At 63.7% G+C, this 15,459-nt stretch carries 15 protein-coding genes; 9 read left to right on the top strand and 6 right to left on the bottom strand.

Going from position 1 to position 15,459, the window contains the following annotated elements; genetic code table 11:
* Positions 1–22: 22 nt before the first annotated feature.
* The gene (locus EJ068_RS00950) at positions 23–976 is read right to left on the bottom strand and encodes a carbohydrate kinase family protein (RefSeq protein ID WP_127250870.1); all 954 of its coding nucleotides are present in this window, start codon (positions 974–976) and stop codon (positions 23–25) included.
* Positions 977–1,258: 282 nt separating this feature from the next.
* Here EJ068_RS00950 and recA point away from each other — a divergent pair, with 282 nt between their 5' ends.
* Both recA and alaS read left to right on the top strand, forming a co-directional pair.
* Positions 1,259–2,356: a recombinase RecA gene (gene recA / locus EJ068_RS00945; RefSeq protein WP_040981289.1), complete on the top strand. Its 1,098-nt coding sequence runs from the start codon at positions 1,259–1,261 to the stop codon at positions 2,354–2,356.
* A 327-nt stretch (positions 2,357–2,683) separates the two neighbouring features.
* Positions 2,684–5,353 (top strand): alanine--tRNA ligase, encoded by a 2,670-nt coding sequence (alaS, locus tag EJ068_RS00940; protein ID WP_127386016.1) that lies wholly within the window; start codon positions 2,684–2,686, stop codon positions 5,351–5,353.
* On the opposite strand, the gene EJ068_RS00935 is transcribed toward alaS, so the two are convergent.
* The 3 genes from EJ068_RS00935 to EJ068_RS00925 form a co-directional block, all read right to left on the bottom strand.
* Positions 5,350–5,943, bottom strand: a complete 594-nt coding sequence (locus EJ068_RS00935) for a demethoxyubiquinone hydroxylase family protein (protein WP_127250871.1) — start codon at positions 5,941–5,943, stop codon at positions 5,350–5,352. The two genes, alaS and EJ068_RS00935, sit on opposite strands and share 4 nt — an antisense overlap.
* Positions 5,936–6,550, bottom strand: a complete 615-nt coding sequence (locus EJ068_RS00930; protein WP_127250872.1) for a glutathione S-transferase family protein — start codon at positions 6,548–6,550, stop codon at positions 5,936–5,938. The genes EJ068_RS00935 and EJ068_RS00930 overlap by 8 nt, the downstream gene beginning before the upstream one ends.
* A gap of 163 nt (positions 6,551–6,713) precedes the next feature.
* Positions 6,714–7,925, bottom strand: a complete 1,212-nt coding sequence (locus EJ068_RS00925) for an NADP-dependent isocitrate dehydrogenase (protein ID WP_127250873.1) — start codon at positions 7,923–7,925, stop codon at positions 6,714–6,716.
* Positions 7,926–8,133: 208 nt separating this feature from the next.
* Here EJ068_RS00925 and EJ068_RS00920 point away from each other — a divergent pair, with 208 nt between their 5' ends.
* From EJ068_RS00920 to murI, 3 genes are all read left to right on the top strand, one after another.
* Positions 8,134–8,982, top strand: a complete 849-nt coding sequence (locus tag EJ068_RS00920; protein ID WP_127250874.1) for an RNA methyltransferase — start codon at positions 8,134–8,136, stop codon at positions 8,980–8,982.
* 81 nt (positions 8,983–9,063) lie between these two features.
* Complete coding sequence (locus tag EJ068_RS00915) at positions 9,064–9,669, top strand: sugar porter family MFS transporter (RefSeq protein ID WP_145964946.1); 606 nt, start codon at positions 9,064–9,066, stop codon at positions 9,667–9,669.
* Between the two features lie 180 nt (positions 9,670–9,849).
* Positions 9,850–10,650, top strand: a complete 801-nt coding sequence (murI, locus tag EJ068_RS00910) for a glutamate racemase (protein ID WP_127250876.1) — start codon at positions 9,850–9,852, stop codon at positions 10,648–10,650.
* On the opposite strand, the gene EJ068_RS00905 is transcribed toward murI, so the two are convergent.
* A complete protein-coding gene (locus EJ068_RS00905; RefSeq protein WP_129554443.1) occupies positions 10,647–12,032 on the bottom strand; it encodes an RNB domain-containing ribonuclease in 1,386 nt (461 codons plus the stop codon). The two genes, murI and EJ068_RS00905, sit on opposite strands and share 4 nt — an antisense overlap.
* A 144-nt stretch (positions 12,033–12,176) precedes the next feature.
* On the opposite strand from EJ068_RS00905, the gene EJ068_RS00900 reads away from it, so the two are divergent.
* Positions 12,177–12,377: a DUF3008 family protein gene (locus EJ068_RS00900; RefSeq protein ID WP_127250878.1), complete on the top strand. Its 201-nt coding sequence runs from the start codon at positions 12,177–12,179 to the stop codon at positions 12,375–12,377.
* Between the two features lie 54 nt (positions 12,378–12,431).
* Here the strand turns inward: EJ068_RS00900 and EJ068_RS00895 are convergent, their stop codons facing one another.
* Positions 12,432–12,635, bottom strand: coding sequence for a hypothetical protein (locus EJ068_RS00895; protein WP_127250879.1), 204 nt, complete (start codon positions 12,633–12,635; stop codon positions 12,432–12,434).
* 362 nt (positions 12,636–12,997) lie between these two features.
* Here EJ068_RS00895 and rpsD point away from each other — a divergent pair, with 362 nt between their 5' ends.
* The 3 genes from rpsD (at position 12,998) to EJ068_RS00880 (ending at position 15,431) form a co-directional block, all read left to right on the top strand.
* Positions 12,998–13,615 carry a 30S ribosomal protein S4 gene (rpsD, locus tag EJ068_RS00890; RefSeq protein WP_040981269.1) on the top strand — a complete coding sequence of 206 codons (618 nt, stop codon included), beginning with the start codon at positions 12,998–13,000 and terminating at the stop codon, positions 13,613–13,615.
* A gap of 108 nt (positions 13,616–13,723) precedes the next feature.
* Positions 13,724–14,614, top strand: coding sequence for a tRNA 2-thiocytidine(32) synthetase TtcA (gene ttcA, locus EJ068_RS00885; RefSeq protein WP_189342071.1), 891 nt, complete (start codon positions 13,724–13,726; stop codon positions 14,612–14,614).
* A complete protein-coding gene (locus EJ068_RS00880) occupies positions 14,604–15,431 on the top strand; it encodes an inositol monophosphatase family protein (protein ID WP_127250881.1) in 828 nt (275 codons plus the stop codon). The genes ttcA and EJ068_RS00880 overlap by 11 nt, the downstream gene beginning before the upstream one ends.
* The last annotated feature ends 28 nt before the right edge of the window (positions 15,432–15,459 follow it).

Below are 15,459 nucleotides of genomic sequence, written 5' to 3'. Positions count from 1 at the left end.
AGGAAGTAGATTGTCGGTGGCCCTATGCCACCTCCCGTGCCTCCGGCACAAGGGCAAGCGCCTGCGTGAAATTGGCGGTCGTGAGGGACGGCACGGCCTCTGGACTCTCGATGGCGAGCATCGCCGCCGCGGCGCCCTCGCGTAGCGCGGCACGCAGCGGCAGCCCGCGCAGCAGGGCGGCGACCGTCGCGCCGGTCAGCGCATCGCCGGCGCCGGTCACGTCGGCGACCCGGCGCGGCGCGGGCGGGTCGATTTCGAAGATGCCGGCGTCGTCGAAGCCCAGCACCGGAGCGCTGCCGGCCGTGATCACGCCGGCGTTCAGGCCGACCTGCCTGAGTGCGTCGACAAGGGCTTCTCCTGACATTTCGGCGCCAACCAGCGCGGCGGCTTCGCGGCGGTTCATGAAGAGCAGCGACAGATCACTGAGCAGAGGCGCCAGGCGGACGACCTTGGCTGGCGAGACGGCGATGGCGAAGACCGGCCGGCCGCCGGCCAGCGCAACCAGGCGCTCCAGCGCCGCGGTCGGCAGGTTAGCGTCGCACAGGATGGCGTCGGCCGCGGCGATCGCCTCGCGCACCTTGGAACGCCTTATCTGCTTGGGAAAGGCGAGGTCGTAGAGCGCCATGTCGGCCAATCCGACGATCAATTCGCCCTCGGCGTCGATCAGCGCCGTGTAGCTCGGCGTCGTGCGGTCGAGGAACACCACCGAGAGGTCCGTTATCCCGGCGTTGTCGATCGCCGAGGCGACCGTATCCGCCGCCGCGTCGCCGCCGCGCACCGAGATCAGCGAGGCCGACACGCCGCGCTTCACCACGCTGCGCAGCGCGTTGAAAACGACGCCGCCGACATCCTCGCGCATCATGCCGGGATTGGAGGCGGCTGGCACATAGGTGCCCGAGACCTGGCCGCGCCGGTCGATATGGGCGCCGCCCAAAGCCAGGATCGTTGGGGCCAGGATAGGTGGGGATGTCGGCATTTCGGGTCGCTGACTTTCATTGATCGTGCGGCTGCGCACACTAGGTTTCCCCGGGTCACCCTGCAATCGGGATGGCGATTCGGGACGGCCGGACATCGAAATCTCTTCTGGACCAGCGGTTGTGCTCCGCACTAGCCCTGGTGATACAAAAATAGAACAAATCCAGATATTGATTGTTTTTCAAATATTTGTTGCCCCTTGCCAAATGAGAACAAAAAAGGTACAAAACAGCAGGGATCACGGATTGTCCGGCCTTCATTGACGACCAAGGGGTGATGTATCATGGCTCAGAATACTTTGCGGCTTGTAGAGGATAAGGCAGTGGACAAATCAAAGGCTCTGGACGCGGCGCTGTCGCAAATCGAGCGCGCTTTCGGCAAGGGCTCGATCATGCGGCTCGGCGCCAACGAGCAGGCGGTCGAGATCGAAACCGTACCGACCGGCTCGCTCGGCCTCGACATCGCGCTCGGCGTCGGCGGGCTGCCGCGCGGCCGTATCGTCGAGATCTACGGGCCGGAAAGCTCGGGCAAGACGACGCTGGCGCTGCACACGGTTGCGGAAGCGCAGAAGAAGGGCGGCATCTGCGCCTTCGTCGATGCCGAGCACGCGCTCGATCCGGTCTATGCCCGCAAGCTCGGCGTCGACCTCGAGAACCTCCTGATCTCGCAGCCCGACACCGGCGAGCAGGCGCTGGAAATCTGCGACACGCTGGTCCGTTCTGGCGCCATCGACGTGCTGGTGGTCGATTCGGTCGCGGCGCTCACGCCGCGCGCTGAAATCGAAGGCGAGATGGGCGACGCGTTGCCCGGTCTCCAGGCCCGCCTGATGAGCCAGGCGCTGCGCAAGCTGACCGCCTCGATCTCGCGCTCCAACACCATGGTCATCTTCATCAACCAGATCCGCATGAAGATCGGCGTCATGTTCGGCTCGCCCGAGACCACGACCGGCGGCAATGCGCTGAAATTCTACGCATCGGTGCGCCTCGACATCCGCCGCATCGGCTCGGTCAAGGACCGCGACGAGGTCGTCGGCAACCAGACCCGCGTCAAGGTGGTCAAGAACAAGCTGGCCCCGCCCTTCAAGGTGGTCGAGTTCGACATCATGTATGGCGAGGGCGTGTCCAAGACCGGCGAGCTTGTCGATCTCGGCGTCAAGGCCGGCGTGGTCGAGAAGTCGGGCGCCTGGTTCTCCTATAATTCGCAGCGTCTCGGCCAGGGTCGCGAGAACGCCAAGCTGTTCCTGCGCGACAATCCCGACACGGCGCGCGAGATCGAGATGGCACTTCGGCAGAATGCCGGGCTGATCGCCGAGAAATTCCTTGAGAATGGCGGCTCCGAAGGCGGCGACGACGGTTTCGAGGACGAAGCCGGCGCCATGTAGGGCCGGTCCAGGAAGATCGCGCAGCGGTTCCTGTTCGGCTCAGGCAATTCGTCGGCTTAGCCGGAGTTCGGCCACAATGCTGGTTTATTTGGTTATGCTTATGTAATCGCGTTCTTGAGTACTGCGTACCCGAACCGCCGGCCTTCGCGCCGGCGGTTTTGCGTTTCGCGGGCGGTGTTGAGCCGCTGCCCGCTTGCCGATTGGCCCAACTCCGTGTTTCTGGACAGGCTCAAGAGCTATCGCTAAAAGGCCCATCTATCTTCTGAAATACCAAAGCCCATTTGCCGCCGGCCGGGCCGGTGGTTCTTGCGAAAAAGGCAGTGTGCAATGAGTGGCGTGAACGACATCCGGTCGACATTCCTCGACTACTTCCGCAAGGAGGGCCACGAGATCGTCGTCTCCAGCCCGCTGGTGCCGCGCAACGATCCGACGCTGATGTTCACCAACGCCGGCATGGTGCAGTTCAAGAACGTTTTCACCGGCCTGGAGAAGCGTCCCTATTCGCGGGCGTCTACTGCGCAGAAGAGCGTGCGCGCCGGCGGCAAGCACAACGACCTCGACAATGTCGGCTACACCGCCCGCCATCTCACCTTCTTCGAGATGCTCGGCAATTTCTCGTTCGGCGACTATTTCAAGGAGCGCGCGATCGAGCTTGCCTGGAACCTGATCACCAAGGGTTTTGGCCTGAAGAAGGACAAGCTGCTCGTCACCGTCTATCACACCGACGATGAGGCGGCGGCTTACTGGAAGAAGATCGCCGGCTTCTCGGATGACCGCATCATCCGCATTCCGACCTCGGACAATTTCTGGGCGATGGGCGACACCGGCCCGTGCGGCCCGTGCTCGGAGATCTTCATCGATCGCGGCGAGCATATCTGGGGCGGCCCGCCCGGCAGCCCGGAAGAAGATGGCGACCGGTTCCTGGAATTCTGGAACCTGGTGTTCATGCAGTATGAGCAGGTGACGAAGGAAGAGCGGATCGACCTGCCGCGGCCCTCGATCGACACCGGCATGGGGCTGGAGCGCATGGCCTCCATCCTGCAAGGCGTCGAAAGCGTCTTCGAGACCGACTTGTTCAGGCATCTGATCGATGCCGCGTCCTCGGCGCTCGGCCAGGGGCCAAATCCGGAGAACGTCGCGTCCTATCGCGTGATTGCGGATCACCTGCGCTCATCCTCCTTCCTGGTGGCCGACGGTGTGCTGCCGTCCAATGAGGGGCGAGGCTATGTGCTGCGCCGCATCATGCGCCGGGCCATGCGCCACGCGCAGCTGCTCGGCGCCAAGGAACCGCTGATGTGGCAGCTGGTGCCGGCGCTGGTGCGCGAGATGGGACAGGCCTATCCCGAGCTGGTGCGCGGCGAGGCGCTGATCACCGAGACGTTGAAGCTTGAGGAGACACGCTTCCGCAAGACGCTGGTGCGCGGCCTCGGCCTGCTTTCGGACGCGACCGAGACGCTCAAGGCCGGCGATATGCTGGACGGTGAGACGGCCTTCAAACTTTACGACACCTATGGCTTTCCGCTCGATCTGACGCAGGATGCGCTGCGCCAGCGCAGCATCTCGGTCGACATCGCCGGTTTCACCGACGCGATGGAGCGGCAGAAGGCCGAGGCGCGTGCGCACTGGGCGGGCTCAGGTGAGGCCGCGACTGAGACCATTTGGTTCTCGGTGCGCGAAAAGACCGGCGCAACCGAATTCCTCGGCTACGAGACTGAAGCTGCGGAAGGCATCGTCCAGGCGCTGGTCAAGGATGGCAAGACGATCGACAGCGCCTCTCAGGGCGATGCGGTCGCCGTGGTGGTCAACCAGACGCCGTTCTACGGCGAATCCGGCGGCCAGATGGGCGACACCGGCGTGATGTCCGGCGAGGGCTTCTCGATCGAGGTCTCCGATACCCAGAAGAAGGCCGACGGTCTGTTTGTGCATCTGGGCAAAGTGGTCAAAGGCACGGTCAAGACCGGTGCCGCCGTCGAGCTCAAAGTCGACCATGCGCGCCGCTCGAAGCTGCGCGCCAACCATTCGGCGACGCATCTCATCCACGAAGCGCTGCGCGAGGTGTTGGGCACCCATGTCGCGCAGAAGGGCTCGCTGGTCGCGCCCGACCGCCTGCGCTTCGATATCTCCCACAACAAGCCGATCTCGGCCGATGAGCTCGAGGAGGTCGAGCGCATGGCGAACGAGATCGTCGTGCAGAACAGCCCGGTGACGACGCGGCTGATGTCGGTCGACGACGCCATCGCCGAGGGCGCCATGGCGCTGTTCGGCGAGAAATATGGCGACGAGGTGCGCGTCGTGTCGATGGGCACCGGCCTGCATGGCGCCAAGGCCAACCGGCCCTATTCGGTCGAGCTTTGCGGCGGCACGCATGTCCGCTCGACCGGCGATATCGGCCTGGTGCGCATCCTGTCGGACAGTGCCGTGGCGGCCGGCGTGCGTCGCATCGAGGCGCTGACCGGCGAGGCGGCACGCAGGCATCTCGACGAACAGGACAAGCGCCTGAGGGCCGCGGCGGCGACCCTAAAGATTTCGCCGGCCGATGTGCCGTCGCGTGTCGAGGCGCTGCTCGAAGAGCGCAAGAAGCTCGAAAAGGAGCTGACCGAGGCGCGCAAGAAACTGGCGCTGGGCGGCGGCTCGGCCGTCGCCGATGCCCCGGCTGCCAACGAGACGGTTGCCGGCGTCGGTTTCCTCGGCAAAGCGGTTTCCGGCGTGGCACCGAAGGACCTGAAGCCACTTGCCGATGCCGGCAAGAAGACGCTCGGTTCGGGCGTGGTCGTCTTTGTCGGCGCCGGCGAGGACAACAAGGCAAGCGTGGTTGTCGGCGTCACCGACGATTTGACCGGCCGCTTCAGCGCTGTCGATCTCGTTCGCGTCGCGTCCGCCGCGCTTGGCGGGCAGGGCGGCGGCGGCCGTCCCGACATGGCGCAAGCCGGCGGCCCGGATGCCTCCAAGGCCAATGACGCGATCGCGGCGGTGAAGGCGGCGGTGGAGGCGGCTTAAATCGAAGTGCCACGAAGCTTTGCCGCTTTCAGAGCGCGCGCCATTTTCACGGAGTCGCCCCAGGTGGACAGCCAGATGAGGCAATCCGTGGCGACAGCGATTGTCGAGCGCAGGAGGTGCACCAGCGGACCTGGCGCAGTCAGCTGCTCCTCGGCGTGGTGGAGATGAGCCAGCTCTTCCTTGCGGATCGACAGGATGATGGCATGGAGCTCAGGATCACGCTCGGCCAGATAGTGAAGCTGGTCGTCAAGATGCCTGTGTACCGTCGCCTCGACGGCGGCGGTGCATGCCCAGATACCTTGCGGGCCGAGCAAAGCGGTTAGGAAGCCCAATAGCCAGCCACCCCAACTCCAAAATTGCATCACACGGCACGGGCGCGATTTACGCCCCGGCATGGCGGCGTGGAAAGCGGTGCAATGCTGGCGCTCGTGTCCCAGCATTTCCGACAAAGGCGGCACGCAATCGGGTGAGAAGTGCCGGGCGACGAGGATTTGCGCCGAATAGATCCTGATCGCTCCAAATTCGCCGGCGTGATTGACCCGGACTATCCTGGCCACGGTCAACGCTTCGCGGCGAGAAAGCTCACCCATTGGAGAAGCTTGCCCGCTTGGCGATACGATCCCACCAATCGTTCAAATCGGGGAAACGGGCAAATAGCTTCTGCCCTTCCTCGACCTTCAGGAAATAGGCGATGATCGGCGCCGCATGCAGGTCCGCCAGCGTCAGCTGCGCGCCGAGCAGCCACGGCCCTTTTGTCTTGAGCGATGTCAAAACCTTGAACACCGTTTCAGCCTGGCGGAGCCCGGCGGCGATCAGCGCCTCGTCCGGCGGCGCCTTTTCCAGCCGCTCGACCGCCACGTCCCAGACCATAGCGCGGTAGCCATAGGCATCGAGCATGCCGATGATCTGGTTCATCCGCGCCCGAAGGCGCGGATCAGCAGGCTGAAGGGCCAGGCCATCGAAGGCTTCGTCGACATAGCGCGCGATTGCGCCGGTCTCGAACAGGCGAAAGCCGTCATGCTCGAAGGCCGGGATGCGGCCAAACGGGTGATGTTCCGGATACCAGGCGGGAATGCCGTCGGCGGCGAAGATGTCGAGCGGCACCAGCTCGTAGCCGATGCCTTTCTCCTCGAACGTCATCCGCGCGATGCGCACATAAACGCTGTAGTCGGCGCCATAGAGGATCGGCTTGGCCATCGCTTCCGCTCTTTTTGCTTACCCCACAAAAAACGAAGGCTCCTTTCGGAGCCTTCGACATTAAGGGACTTTGTCACACGGCCCGGCCCTACGCTATAGCTCCGGGCGTTCGTCGCTTGAAAAGCCCATATTGGGGCTTTTCATGCGCTTCGCGCACCGCTCCTCACCCCATTGCCTTCTGCAAATTCTCGTCGATCTTGTCGAGGAAGCCGGTGGTGGAGAGCCACGGCTGGTCGGGGCCGATCAGCAGCGACAGGTCCTTGGTCATGAAGCCGCTTTCGACGGTTTGGATGCAGACCTTCTCCAGCGTCTCGGCGAAGCGCTTCAACTCGGCATTGTCGTCGAGCTTGGCGCGGTGGGCGAGGCCGCGCGTCCAGGCGAAGATCGAGGCGATCGAATTGGTCGAAGTTTCCTCGCCCTTCTGATGCTGGCGGTAATGGCGGGTCACGGTGCCGTGCGCGGCCTCCGCTTCCACCGTCTTGCCGTCCGGCGTCATCAGCACCGAGGTCATTAGGCCGAGTGAGCCAAAACCTTGCGCGACGGTGTCGGACTGCACGTCGCCGTCGTAGTTCTTGCAGGCCCAGACATAGCCGCCGGACCATTTCAGGCTCGAAGCGACCATGTCGTCGATCAGGCGGTGCTCGTACCAGAGTTTGCGCGCCTTGAACTCGGCCTCGAATTCCTTCTCGTAGACCTCCTGGAAGATATCCTTGAAGCGGCCGTCATAGGCCTTGAGGATGGTGTTCTTGGTCGACAGATAGACCGGGAAGTTGCGCAGCAGGCCGTAGTTCAGCGAGGCGCGGGCGAACTCGCGGATCGACTCGTCGAGATTGTACATGGCCATGGCCACGCCGGCGCCCGGCGCGTCATAGACCTCGTGGTCGATCACCTGGCCGTCCTCGCCGACGAACTTGATCGTCAGCTTGCCCTTGCCGGGGAAGCGGAAGTCGGTGGCGCGGTACTGGTCGCCGAAGGCGTGACGGCCGACGACGATCGGCTTGGTCCAGCCCGGCACCAGGCGCGGCACGTTCTTCATGATGATCGGCTCGCGGAAGATGGTGCCGCCAAGAATGTTGCGGATGGTGCCGTTGGGCGACTTCCACATCTTCTTCAGCTTGAATTCCTCGACGCGCGCCTCGTCGGGGGTGATCGTCGCGCATTTCACGCCGACGCCCCATTTCTTGATGGCGTTGGCCGAGTCGATCGTCACCTGATCGTTGGTGGCGTCGCGGTGCTCGATGCCAAGGTCGTAATATTCAAGCTTCAGATCGAGATAGGGGTGGATCAGCTTGTCCTTGATGAACTGCCAGATGATGCGGGTCATCTCGTCGCCGTCGAGCTCGACGACCGGGTTCGCCACCTTGATCTTCGCCATGGAAAGAGTGCCTCGTTGCTGGGGGATCTGGACGGCCTTGCCCGCATGGTTTCGGCCGGGAATGCGGAGCGTATATCAAAGGCTTTTTCAGCGCGCAAACCACGATCCGCGCCGGGATGGACGTGTGCCGCTGTTGTGAATGCTTCATTTTCCCGGCCGAATGTGGCAGGGGACGCCGAAACGCCGCAAACCCCGGTTACCCACAGCCATGCCAGCCACCGAAGTCACAACCAAGACCGCCTCCGCCGGACCGGCGATCATCCTGGTCGAGCCGCAGCTCGGCGAGAATATCGGCATGGTCGCCCGCGCCATGGCGAATTTCGGCTTGTCGGAACTGCGCCTGGTCAACCCGCGCGATGGCTGGCCGAACGAGAAGGCGCGCGCGGCTGCCAGCCGTGCCGATCATGTCATCGACGCCACCCGGGTCTTCGATGATCTGGCCGCCGCGGTTGCCGACCTGAACTTCGTCTTCGCCACGACGGCGCGTGAGCGTGACGGCTTCAAGCCTGTGCGTGGGCCGGTAGAAGCGGGCAGGGCGCTGAGGGCACGCGTCGAGGCGGGCCAGCGCACCGGCATCCTGTTCGGGCGCGAGCGCTTCGGTCTCTATAATGATGAGGTCGGGCTTGCCGACGAGATCGTCACTTTTCCGGTCGATCCCGGCTTCTCCTCGCTCAACATCGCGCAAGCTGTGCTTCTGATGTGCTATGAATGGATGAAATCCGGCCTCGCCGACGAAACTGAGACCAATTTCTCCGGGCCGGAGCTGGTGCCGGCGACCAAGGAGCAGCTGCACAGCCTGTTCGCCTATCTGGAGAGCGCGCTGGAGGCCCGAGGCTACTTCCGCCCGGAAGAAAAGAAGCCGAAGATGGTCGACAATCTGCGCGCCGTATTGACGCGCGCGGGCTTTGCCGAGCCGGAACTGAAGGTTCTGCGCGGCATCATCTCCTCGCTCGACCGGTTCTCGCCGGCCATGCCGCGCGGCGACGGCTCGCCCGGTGACGATCCGAGACGGCTGCCGGCAGCCGCGCGAAGTCGCGCCAAAGACGAAGAAAGTTAAAATCCGTAAGCTATGAGCATTTGAAGTAACCGATTTTTATTCGGTTATGCCTCATCCTTGCTGCAATAGTGGGGGTGGCACATGTTTACGTCCAATATTGGTCGACTGCGCTTTTTCCTTTACTCTCTCGGTCTCGCCGTCGCGGAAACCGTGGTGATCGTTGTCTGCATTATCAGCACGATCGGTTTCGAAGGACTGATCAATTCGGGACCTGGCCCGGCGCGGCAGGGCATGGCAGGCGCGGTCCTGATCGCCTCGCTCATCTTTGTCGCGCTTCGCGGCAACATCGCCGCGCGCCGCACCCGCGACGCGAATGGACGCCGGTGGATCATGTGGGCCTATATTGCCCTTTCCGCCGTCTATGCCCTTCTGCAGGCGGGCGTGCTGCTGGTCGTCAAATTCGACGATCCCGAGAGCATTCCGGGCGGGCTGAATCTGCTCGGACTTTCGATATTCGGACTTTGGTGCACGATCCTCTGGGCGAAACCCGTCGCGGGCAGCAACATCGATGAATTGACGGATGTTTTCGACTTCGACGGTCCGCTGCCGGCACCGGCGCGCACTGCACGCGCCGCTGTGCCGGCCGCACCACGCGCCGCGGCTGCCGCTGCAACTCCCCGCGTTCCGCCCGCACCGCAGCCCTTCGGCCGGCCGCGCCCGGCCGGCTTCGGCAAGCGCGGCATATGAGCGAGCCTGCGAGACAGCTGCGCAAAAGCTGCTCGCATTCGCCTCTTCAAGACCAAGATCATTCGCGATAGAAGCGCCTGCGGTCCAATCACGGACCTTCCGCCTCTCTTTGTTTTGACGCAATTCCGGACGGAAAACCGTTTCACACTTTTCCTGGAATTGCTCTATGACCGGATGACAATGAGCGATCGATCAAGCCAGCGCCCGATCCTGATGTTCGATTCCGGCGTCGGCGGGCTGACCGTGCTGCGCGAGGCGCGCGTGCTGATGCCCGATCGCCGCTTCGTCTATGTCGCAGACGACGCGGCTTTTCCTTACGGCGCCTGGGAGGAGCCGGCGCTCAAGGATCACATCCTCACGCTGTTCGGCAAATTGCTCGACCGCCTGCAGCCGGCGATCTCGGTGATCGCCTGCAACACCGCTTCGACGCTGGTGATCGACGCGCTGCGCGAGACATTCCCCGACCATCCTTTTGTCGGCACCGTGCCGGCAATCAAGCCGGCGGCGGAGCGCACGCGATCCGGCCTCGTCTCCGTGCTGGCGACGCCAGGCACGGTGAAACGCCAGTACACGCGCGACCTGATCAGCAAATGGGCGCAGAAATGCCATGTGCGCCTGGTCGGTAGCGATAGGCTGGCGGGGTTGGCCGAAATCTATATGCGCCAGGGCTTTGTCGATGAAGAAGCCGTGCGCGCCGAAATCGCGCCTTGTTTCATCGAGCGCGAGGGCAACCGCACCGATATCGTCGTGCTTGCCTGCACGCATTATCCGTTTCTCGTCAACCGCATGCGAAAGACGGCACCCTGGCCGGTCGACTGGATCGATCCGGCCGAAGCGATCGCCCGGCGCGCCATGTCGCTGCTCGAACCGGTCGCAGAAATATCCAGCGACAGCCAGCCCGATCTTGCCGTCTTCACTTCCGGCAAGGTGGATTTCGCCACTCGACGGCTGACCCAGGGATTTGGACTGACCGCGCGTTAGACGGCAGTCTCGAAGACGATGCTGCGCTGATCCGGATCGGCCGAGACCAGTTTCAGCCTGAGATCGTCGCCCTGCCTGAACCCGGAGGCTTTCACGTTGGCGACGACAGGCATGTCGGCAAGCTGTGCGCGCACGCCATGATCGATGAAGTCGGTGACGACGGCCTTGAACGTCTCACCCTCGTGTCCTTTGAGCATCACCGCCTCGGCAAGGTCGATGGCCGCATGGTTGATCTGCGAGGCTCGGGCATCGCCGCGCCCCATCACCTTCGGCAATCTGGCGAAGGCGTCGCTGACCGCCTGCGGCACGGGCTGACCGTTGGCGATTGCCAGCGCGCAGCGCACGACGTAGCGGTCGGCCAGCCGCCTGAGCGGCGAGGTGGCATGCGCATAGGTTGCGGCCATCGCCTCATGCCAGGGGACGACGCCCTGCTGATAGGGCTGGTAGGACGCGCCGTTGCCCGCGCGGCGGATTTCCAGCATCAGCGCCGCCTGTTGCGGATCGGCTGGATCGAGCGCGCGCTGATAGTCGCGCAGGCTGGTGGAGGCCGGCCAGGACAGGCCGAGCGCCCGTGCCGCGCTGCGCAGCCTTTGCACCTTCGAGGCATCAGGCCCCGACATCACCCGGAACAACCCGGTCTTGTGCGCCAGCATGGCGTCGGCGATCGCCATATTGGCGGCCAGCGAAAGTGCTGCATTGTCCTGTTCGGATTGCAGCAGCGGCCTGAACGAAAGCCGGAACGTGCCGTCGGCGAGCCTTTCCACCTCCTGCTCGGGCGGGTCGACGCGCGAAGCGCCGCGGCGCTCTTCGTTGGCCGCCATGCGCCGCGCCAGTTCGGCGAAGCCGGCGGGTACATCCGAAGGTTTGACGCTGTCATAGGCGTGCTTGGCGCGGCTTTGGATGATCGCCCGCTCAGCGCTGTCCAGCTTCACCGCACCGTCACCGGCAACCCTGATTGTGAAGATGACCGCCGGGCGGGGTCCATCGGGCAACAGGCTCGCCGCGGCCTCGGCAAGCACCGGCGGGTAGAGCCCGGCCTTGCCGTCCGGCAAATAAAGCGTCTCACCTCGGTTCCAGGCTTCGAGATCAATCGCGTCGCCGTCCTCGACGAACCAGGCCACGTCGGCAATGGCATAATGCAAGAGAAGGTCGCCGCCGCTGGCCTCGATCGAAAAGGCCTGATCAAGATCGGTGGAGATCGCCGGATCGAGCGTGACGAAACGCATCGCGGTGCGGTCGGCATGCTGGCTGGGCACACGCCTGGCCGCCGCTTCCGCCGCAGCCATCACCTCCGGCGGAAATCCATCCGGCACGTGGAATTCGGTGCGGATCTTCGCGAGGCCAGTGGAGAGGGCCTGTGAGGGATCGGTCAGCGATTTCATGCCGTTGTCCTACACTGGGGTTCCGGACACGGGAAGTCTGCGAAGGAAAATCGCCCAGGGATGGCCGACTGACTACCGACGCCGAGGATGTGTTGGAACTGCTGCAGAGCCTCCGCGTTTTCCCGCAGCAAAGGAGAAATCGCCATGCCCGCGACATCGCAAGCCCAGCAAAAGGCTGCCGGCGCAGCGCTTTCCGCCAAGCGCGGCGAGATCAAGAAAAGCGAGCTCAAGGGTGCGTCGCGCGAGATGTACGACTCGATGAGCGAGAAGCAGCTCGAGGAATTCGCCGAGACCAAGCGCAAAGGCCTGCCCAGCAAGAAGTCATTGACCGCGAAGGCGAAATGAAAGGCCCGCGGCGTTGGCCGCGGGCCTGCGTCATATCCCCTACTGCGCAATAGGTTAGTAGCGCCACCAGCAGTGCTTCGTCTTGTAGCGGACGACATGGCGGTGGCCGTGGCGCCAGATGACTCTTTTCTTCACCACGACGCGGCAGATCTGCTTGTGGCCGTGCCAATGCCTAGCCATGGCCGGTCCAGGCGTCATGACCGCCATCGTACCGGCCAGGACGGCGGCTCCGGTCAGGGTAAGGAAGAATTTCTTCATGGGAATTCGCACTCCTCTGCTCCAGTCCCTTCATCATTTGCTGGGCGTTTGGATACGAAGACGCCGCCCTATGCCGCCGGCGTGCAACTTTCCGCCACAGCCAACGCCGCATGCAACGCAGGGATGATATCGAGTTGCCGTCGGCGTCGCCACCCACAAGCTTGACAGCGGTTAAATCTGTGTTTAACAGGCCCCCAACACCGGGTGGCGACGCCCGGTGGTTTCTTTTGACGTGTCCCGTGGGTTTCCCGTCGCTTTGCGTGGGAAACCCTGTCAGGTCTCGAAAACGGAGGCCAGAGGAGGGCGCGTTTCCTTCGCCCGAGCCATGGGGTTCCGGGTATATTATTTTGAAAGGGAATGCGATGAGCAAGCGCGAATCCGCGAAATACAAGATCGACCGCCGTCTCGGCGAAAACATCTGGGGCCGCCCGAAGTCCCCGGTCAACAAGCGTGAATACGGCCCCGGCCAGCACGGCCAGCGCCGCAAGGGCAAGCTTTCCGACTTCGGCCTGCAGCTGCGCGCCAAGCAGAAGCTGAAGGGTCACTACGGCGACGTTTCGGAAAAGCAGTTCCGCAAGGTCTATGAAGAGGCCAACCGCCGCAAGGGCGACACCTCCGAGAACCTGATCGGCCTGCTCGAGTCGCGCCTCGACGCGATCGTCTATCGCGCCAAGTTCGTGCCGACCATCTTCGCCGCCCGCCAGTTCGTCAACCACGGCCATGTCAACGTCAACGGCAAGCGCACGAACATCGGCTCGTATCGATGCAAGCCGGGCGACGTCATCGAGGTGCGCGAGAAGTCGAAGCAGCTCGTCATCGTTCTGGAATCGGTCGCTCTCGCCGAGCGCGACGTGCCGGACTATATCGAAGCCGACCACAACAAGATGACCGCGACCTTCGCGCGCGTTCCGGGCCTGTCGGACGTTCCGTTCGCCGTGCAGATGGAACCGAACCTGGTCGTCGAATTCTACTCGCGCTGATCGGTATCAATCAGCCGCGACATCCAGGGCCGCCCTCGAGGCGGCCTTTTCTTTGGCGATCAGGTCCGCTAAGCGGAGCGCTGACAACGCGGAGCCGGCGCCATGAACATGCTGCCAGACCTCAAATCCCTGGAGCCGATCGACGACGAGACCGATGGCGGTTTTCACCCACTGTTCCGCGACGTGCCGTCCTCGGTCGAGTTCAACAAGCTGCGCAAGCGGCTGTTGAGGCTCACCCGCCAGGCAATCGAGGATTTCGCCATGGTGAAGCCGGGCGAACGCTGGCTGGTGGCACTCTCCGGCGGCAAGGATTCCTACGGCCTCCTGGCACTTTTGCTCGACCTCAAATGGCGCGGGTTGCTGCCTGTCGATCTGCTCGCCTGCAATCTCGACCAGGGGCAGCCGAATTTCCCAAAACACATCCTGCCCGATTATCTCAACGCCAACGGCATCGCCCACCGCATCGAATACCAGGACACCTATTCGGTGGTGACCGACAAATTGCCGGAGGGCAGCACCTATTGCTCGCTTTGTTCGCGGCTGCGGCGCGGCCATCTCTATCGCATCGCGCGCGAGGAGGGGTGTTCGGCGCTGGTGCTTGGCCATCACCGCGAGGACATCCTCGAAACCTTCTTCATGAACCTGTTCCATGGCGGGCGCCTCGCCGCCATGCCGCCCAAGCTTCTCAATGACGAGGGCGACGTCATGGTGCTGCGGCCGCTCGCCTATAGCGCCGAGGCCGACCTCGAGAAATTCGCCAACGCGATGAAATTCCCCATCATTCCCTGCGACCTCTGCGGCAGCCAGGAAGGGCTGCAGCGCAACGCCATGAAGGCGATGCTCGACGACATCGAGAAGCGCATGCCGGGCCGCAAGGACACGATGATCCGCGCCATGACCAATGTAAGGCCCTCGCACCTGCTCGACCGAAAACTGTTCGATTTCGCCGCGCTCGACGCGCGCCTCACCACAGAGCAAGACATTTCCGATGACATTTGACGACCGCGCGATCGACTGGCTGGCCGAACTTCTCGCGGAGGCCGCCAGGGCGGAAATTATGCCGCGCTTCCGCAAGCTGGGCGAGGGCGACGTTCGCCAGAAGACGTCCGCCGCCGACCTCGTCACCGAGGCGGACGTCAATGCCGAAAGGCTGATCACCGCCCGGCTGCGCGAGCGATTTCCAGACGCAATGGTGGTCGGCGAGGAGGCCTGCTCCGACAATCCGGCGCTGCTGTCGGGCCTTGGCGATGCCGCGCTTGCTTTCGTCATCGATCCGGTCGACGGCACTTTCAACTTCGCGTCCGGCGTGCCGCTGTTCGGCGTCATGGCCGGCGTCGTCGTCAATGGCGAGACCTTCGCCGGCATCATCCACGATCCGGTCGGCAAGGATTGGCTGATCGGCGCCAAGGGCGCCGGCAGCCATATCCGCCACGCGCATGGCGCACTGGAGAAGGTCCGCGTCGCGGCGCCGGTGCCGATGTCGCAGATGACCGGCGCCGTTTCCTGGCAGTTCCTCGATGAGCCTGAGCGCTCGCGGCTCGCCCGCAACCAGACCAAGACGCTGTCGCAATTCGCCTATCGCTGCGCGGCGCATGAATACCGGCTGCTTGCGAGCGGCCACGCCCATTTCGTGCTCTACAACAAGCTGATGCCCTGGGATCATCTGGCGGGTGCGCTGATCCATCAGGAAGCCGGCGGCCATGTCGCGCGCGTCGACGGCAGCGCCTACCTGCCGTCGCATGTCGACGGCGGCCTGCTGGTCGCGCCGGACAAGCAAAGCTGGGACGAGTTGCGCCGCGAGCTCTGGGCCGAATAGGAATAAACCGCGCCCCGGCCGGCAACCG

It is taken from the genome of Mesorhizobium sp. M2A.F.Ca.ET.043.02.1.1 (genome assembly GCF_003952405.1).
GTDB lineage: Bacteria > Pseudomonadota > Alphaproteobacteria > Rhizobiales > Rhizobiaceae > Mesorhizobium.
The sequence above is the reverse complement of the archived record's forward strand: the minus strand, read 5'-3'. Positions and strand labels throughout refer to the sequence as shown.

What these genes read in the sequence shown, in the direction of transcription:
- rpsD (WP_040981269.1), top strand. Translation starts at nt 12,998, where the DNA reads ATGAGCAAGCGCGAATCCGCGAAATACAAGATCGACCGCCGTCTCGGC.
- EJ068_RS00880 (WP_127250881.1), top strand. Translation starts at nt 14,604, where the DNA reads ATGACATTTGACGACCGCGCGATCGACTGGCTGGCCGAACTTCTCGCG.
- ttcA (WP_189342071.1), top strand. Translation starts at nt 13,724, where the DNA reads ATGCTGCCAGACCTCAAATCCCTGGAGCCGATCGACGACGAGACCGAT.
- EJ068_RS00925 (WP_127250873.1), bottom strand. Translation starts at nt 7,925, where the DNA reads ATGGCGAAGATCAAGGTGGCGAACCCGGTCGTCGAGCTCGACGGCGAC.
- EJ068_RS00950 (WP_127250870.1), bottom strand. Translation starts at nt 976, where the DNA reads ATGCCGACATCCCCACCTATCCTGGCCCCAACGATCCTGGCTTTGGGC.
- EJ068_RS00930 (WP_127250872.1), bottom strand. Translation starts at nt 6,550, where the DNA reads ATGGCCAAGCCGATCCTCTATGGCGCCGACTACAGCGTTTATGTGCGC.
- alaS (WP_127386016.1), top strand. Translation starts at nt 2,684, where the DNA reads ATGAGTGGCGTGAACGACATCCGGTCGACATTCCTCGACTACTTCCGC.
- recA (WP_040981289.1), top strand. Translation starts at nt 1,259, where the DNA reads ATGGCTCAGAATACTTTGCGGCTTGTAGAGGATAAGGCAGTGGACAAA.
- EJ068_RS00895 (WP_127250879.1), bottom strand. Translation starts at nt 12,635, where the DNA reads ATGAAGAAATTCTTCCTTACCCTGACCGGAGCCGCCGTCCTGGCCGGT.
- murI (WP_127250876.1), top strand. Translation starts at nt 9,850, where the DNA reads ATGAGCGATCGATCAAGCCAGCGCCCGATCCTGATGTTCGATTCCGGC.
- EJ068_RS00900 (WP_127250878.1), top strand. Translation starts at nt 12,177, where the DNA reads ATGCCCGCGACATCGCAAGCCCAGCAAAAGGCTGCCGGCGCAGCGCTT.
- EJ068_RS00935 (WP_127250871.1), bottom strand. Translation starts at nt 5,943, where the DNA reads ATGGGTGAGCTTTCTCGCCGCGAAGCGTTGACCGTGGCCAGGATAGTC.
- EJ068_RS00905 (WP_129554443.1), bottom strand. Translation starts at nt 12,032, where the DNA reads ATGAAATCGCTGACCGATCCCTCACAGGCCCTCTCCACTGGCCTCGCG.
- EJ068_RS00915 (WP_145964946.1), top strand. Translation starts at nt 9,064, where the DNA reads ATGTTTACGTCCAATATTGGTCGACTGCGCTTTTTCCTTTACTCTCTC.
- EJ068_RS00920 (WP_127250874.1), top strand. Translation starts at nt 8,134, where the DNA reads ATGCCAGCCACCGAAGTCACAACCAAGACCGCCTCCGCCGGACCGGCG.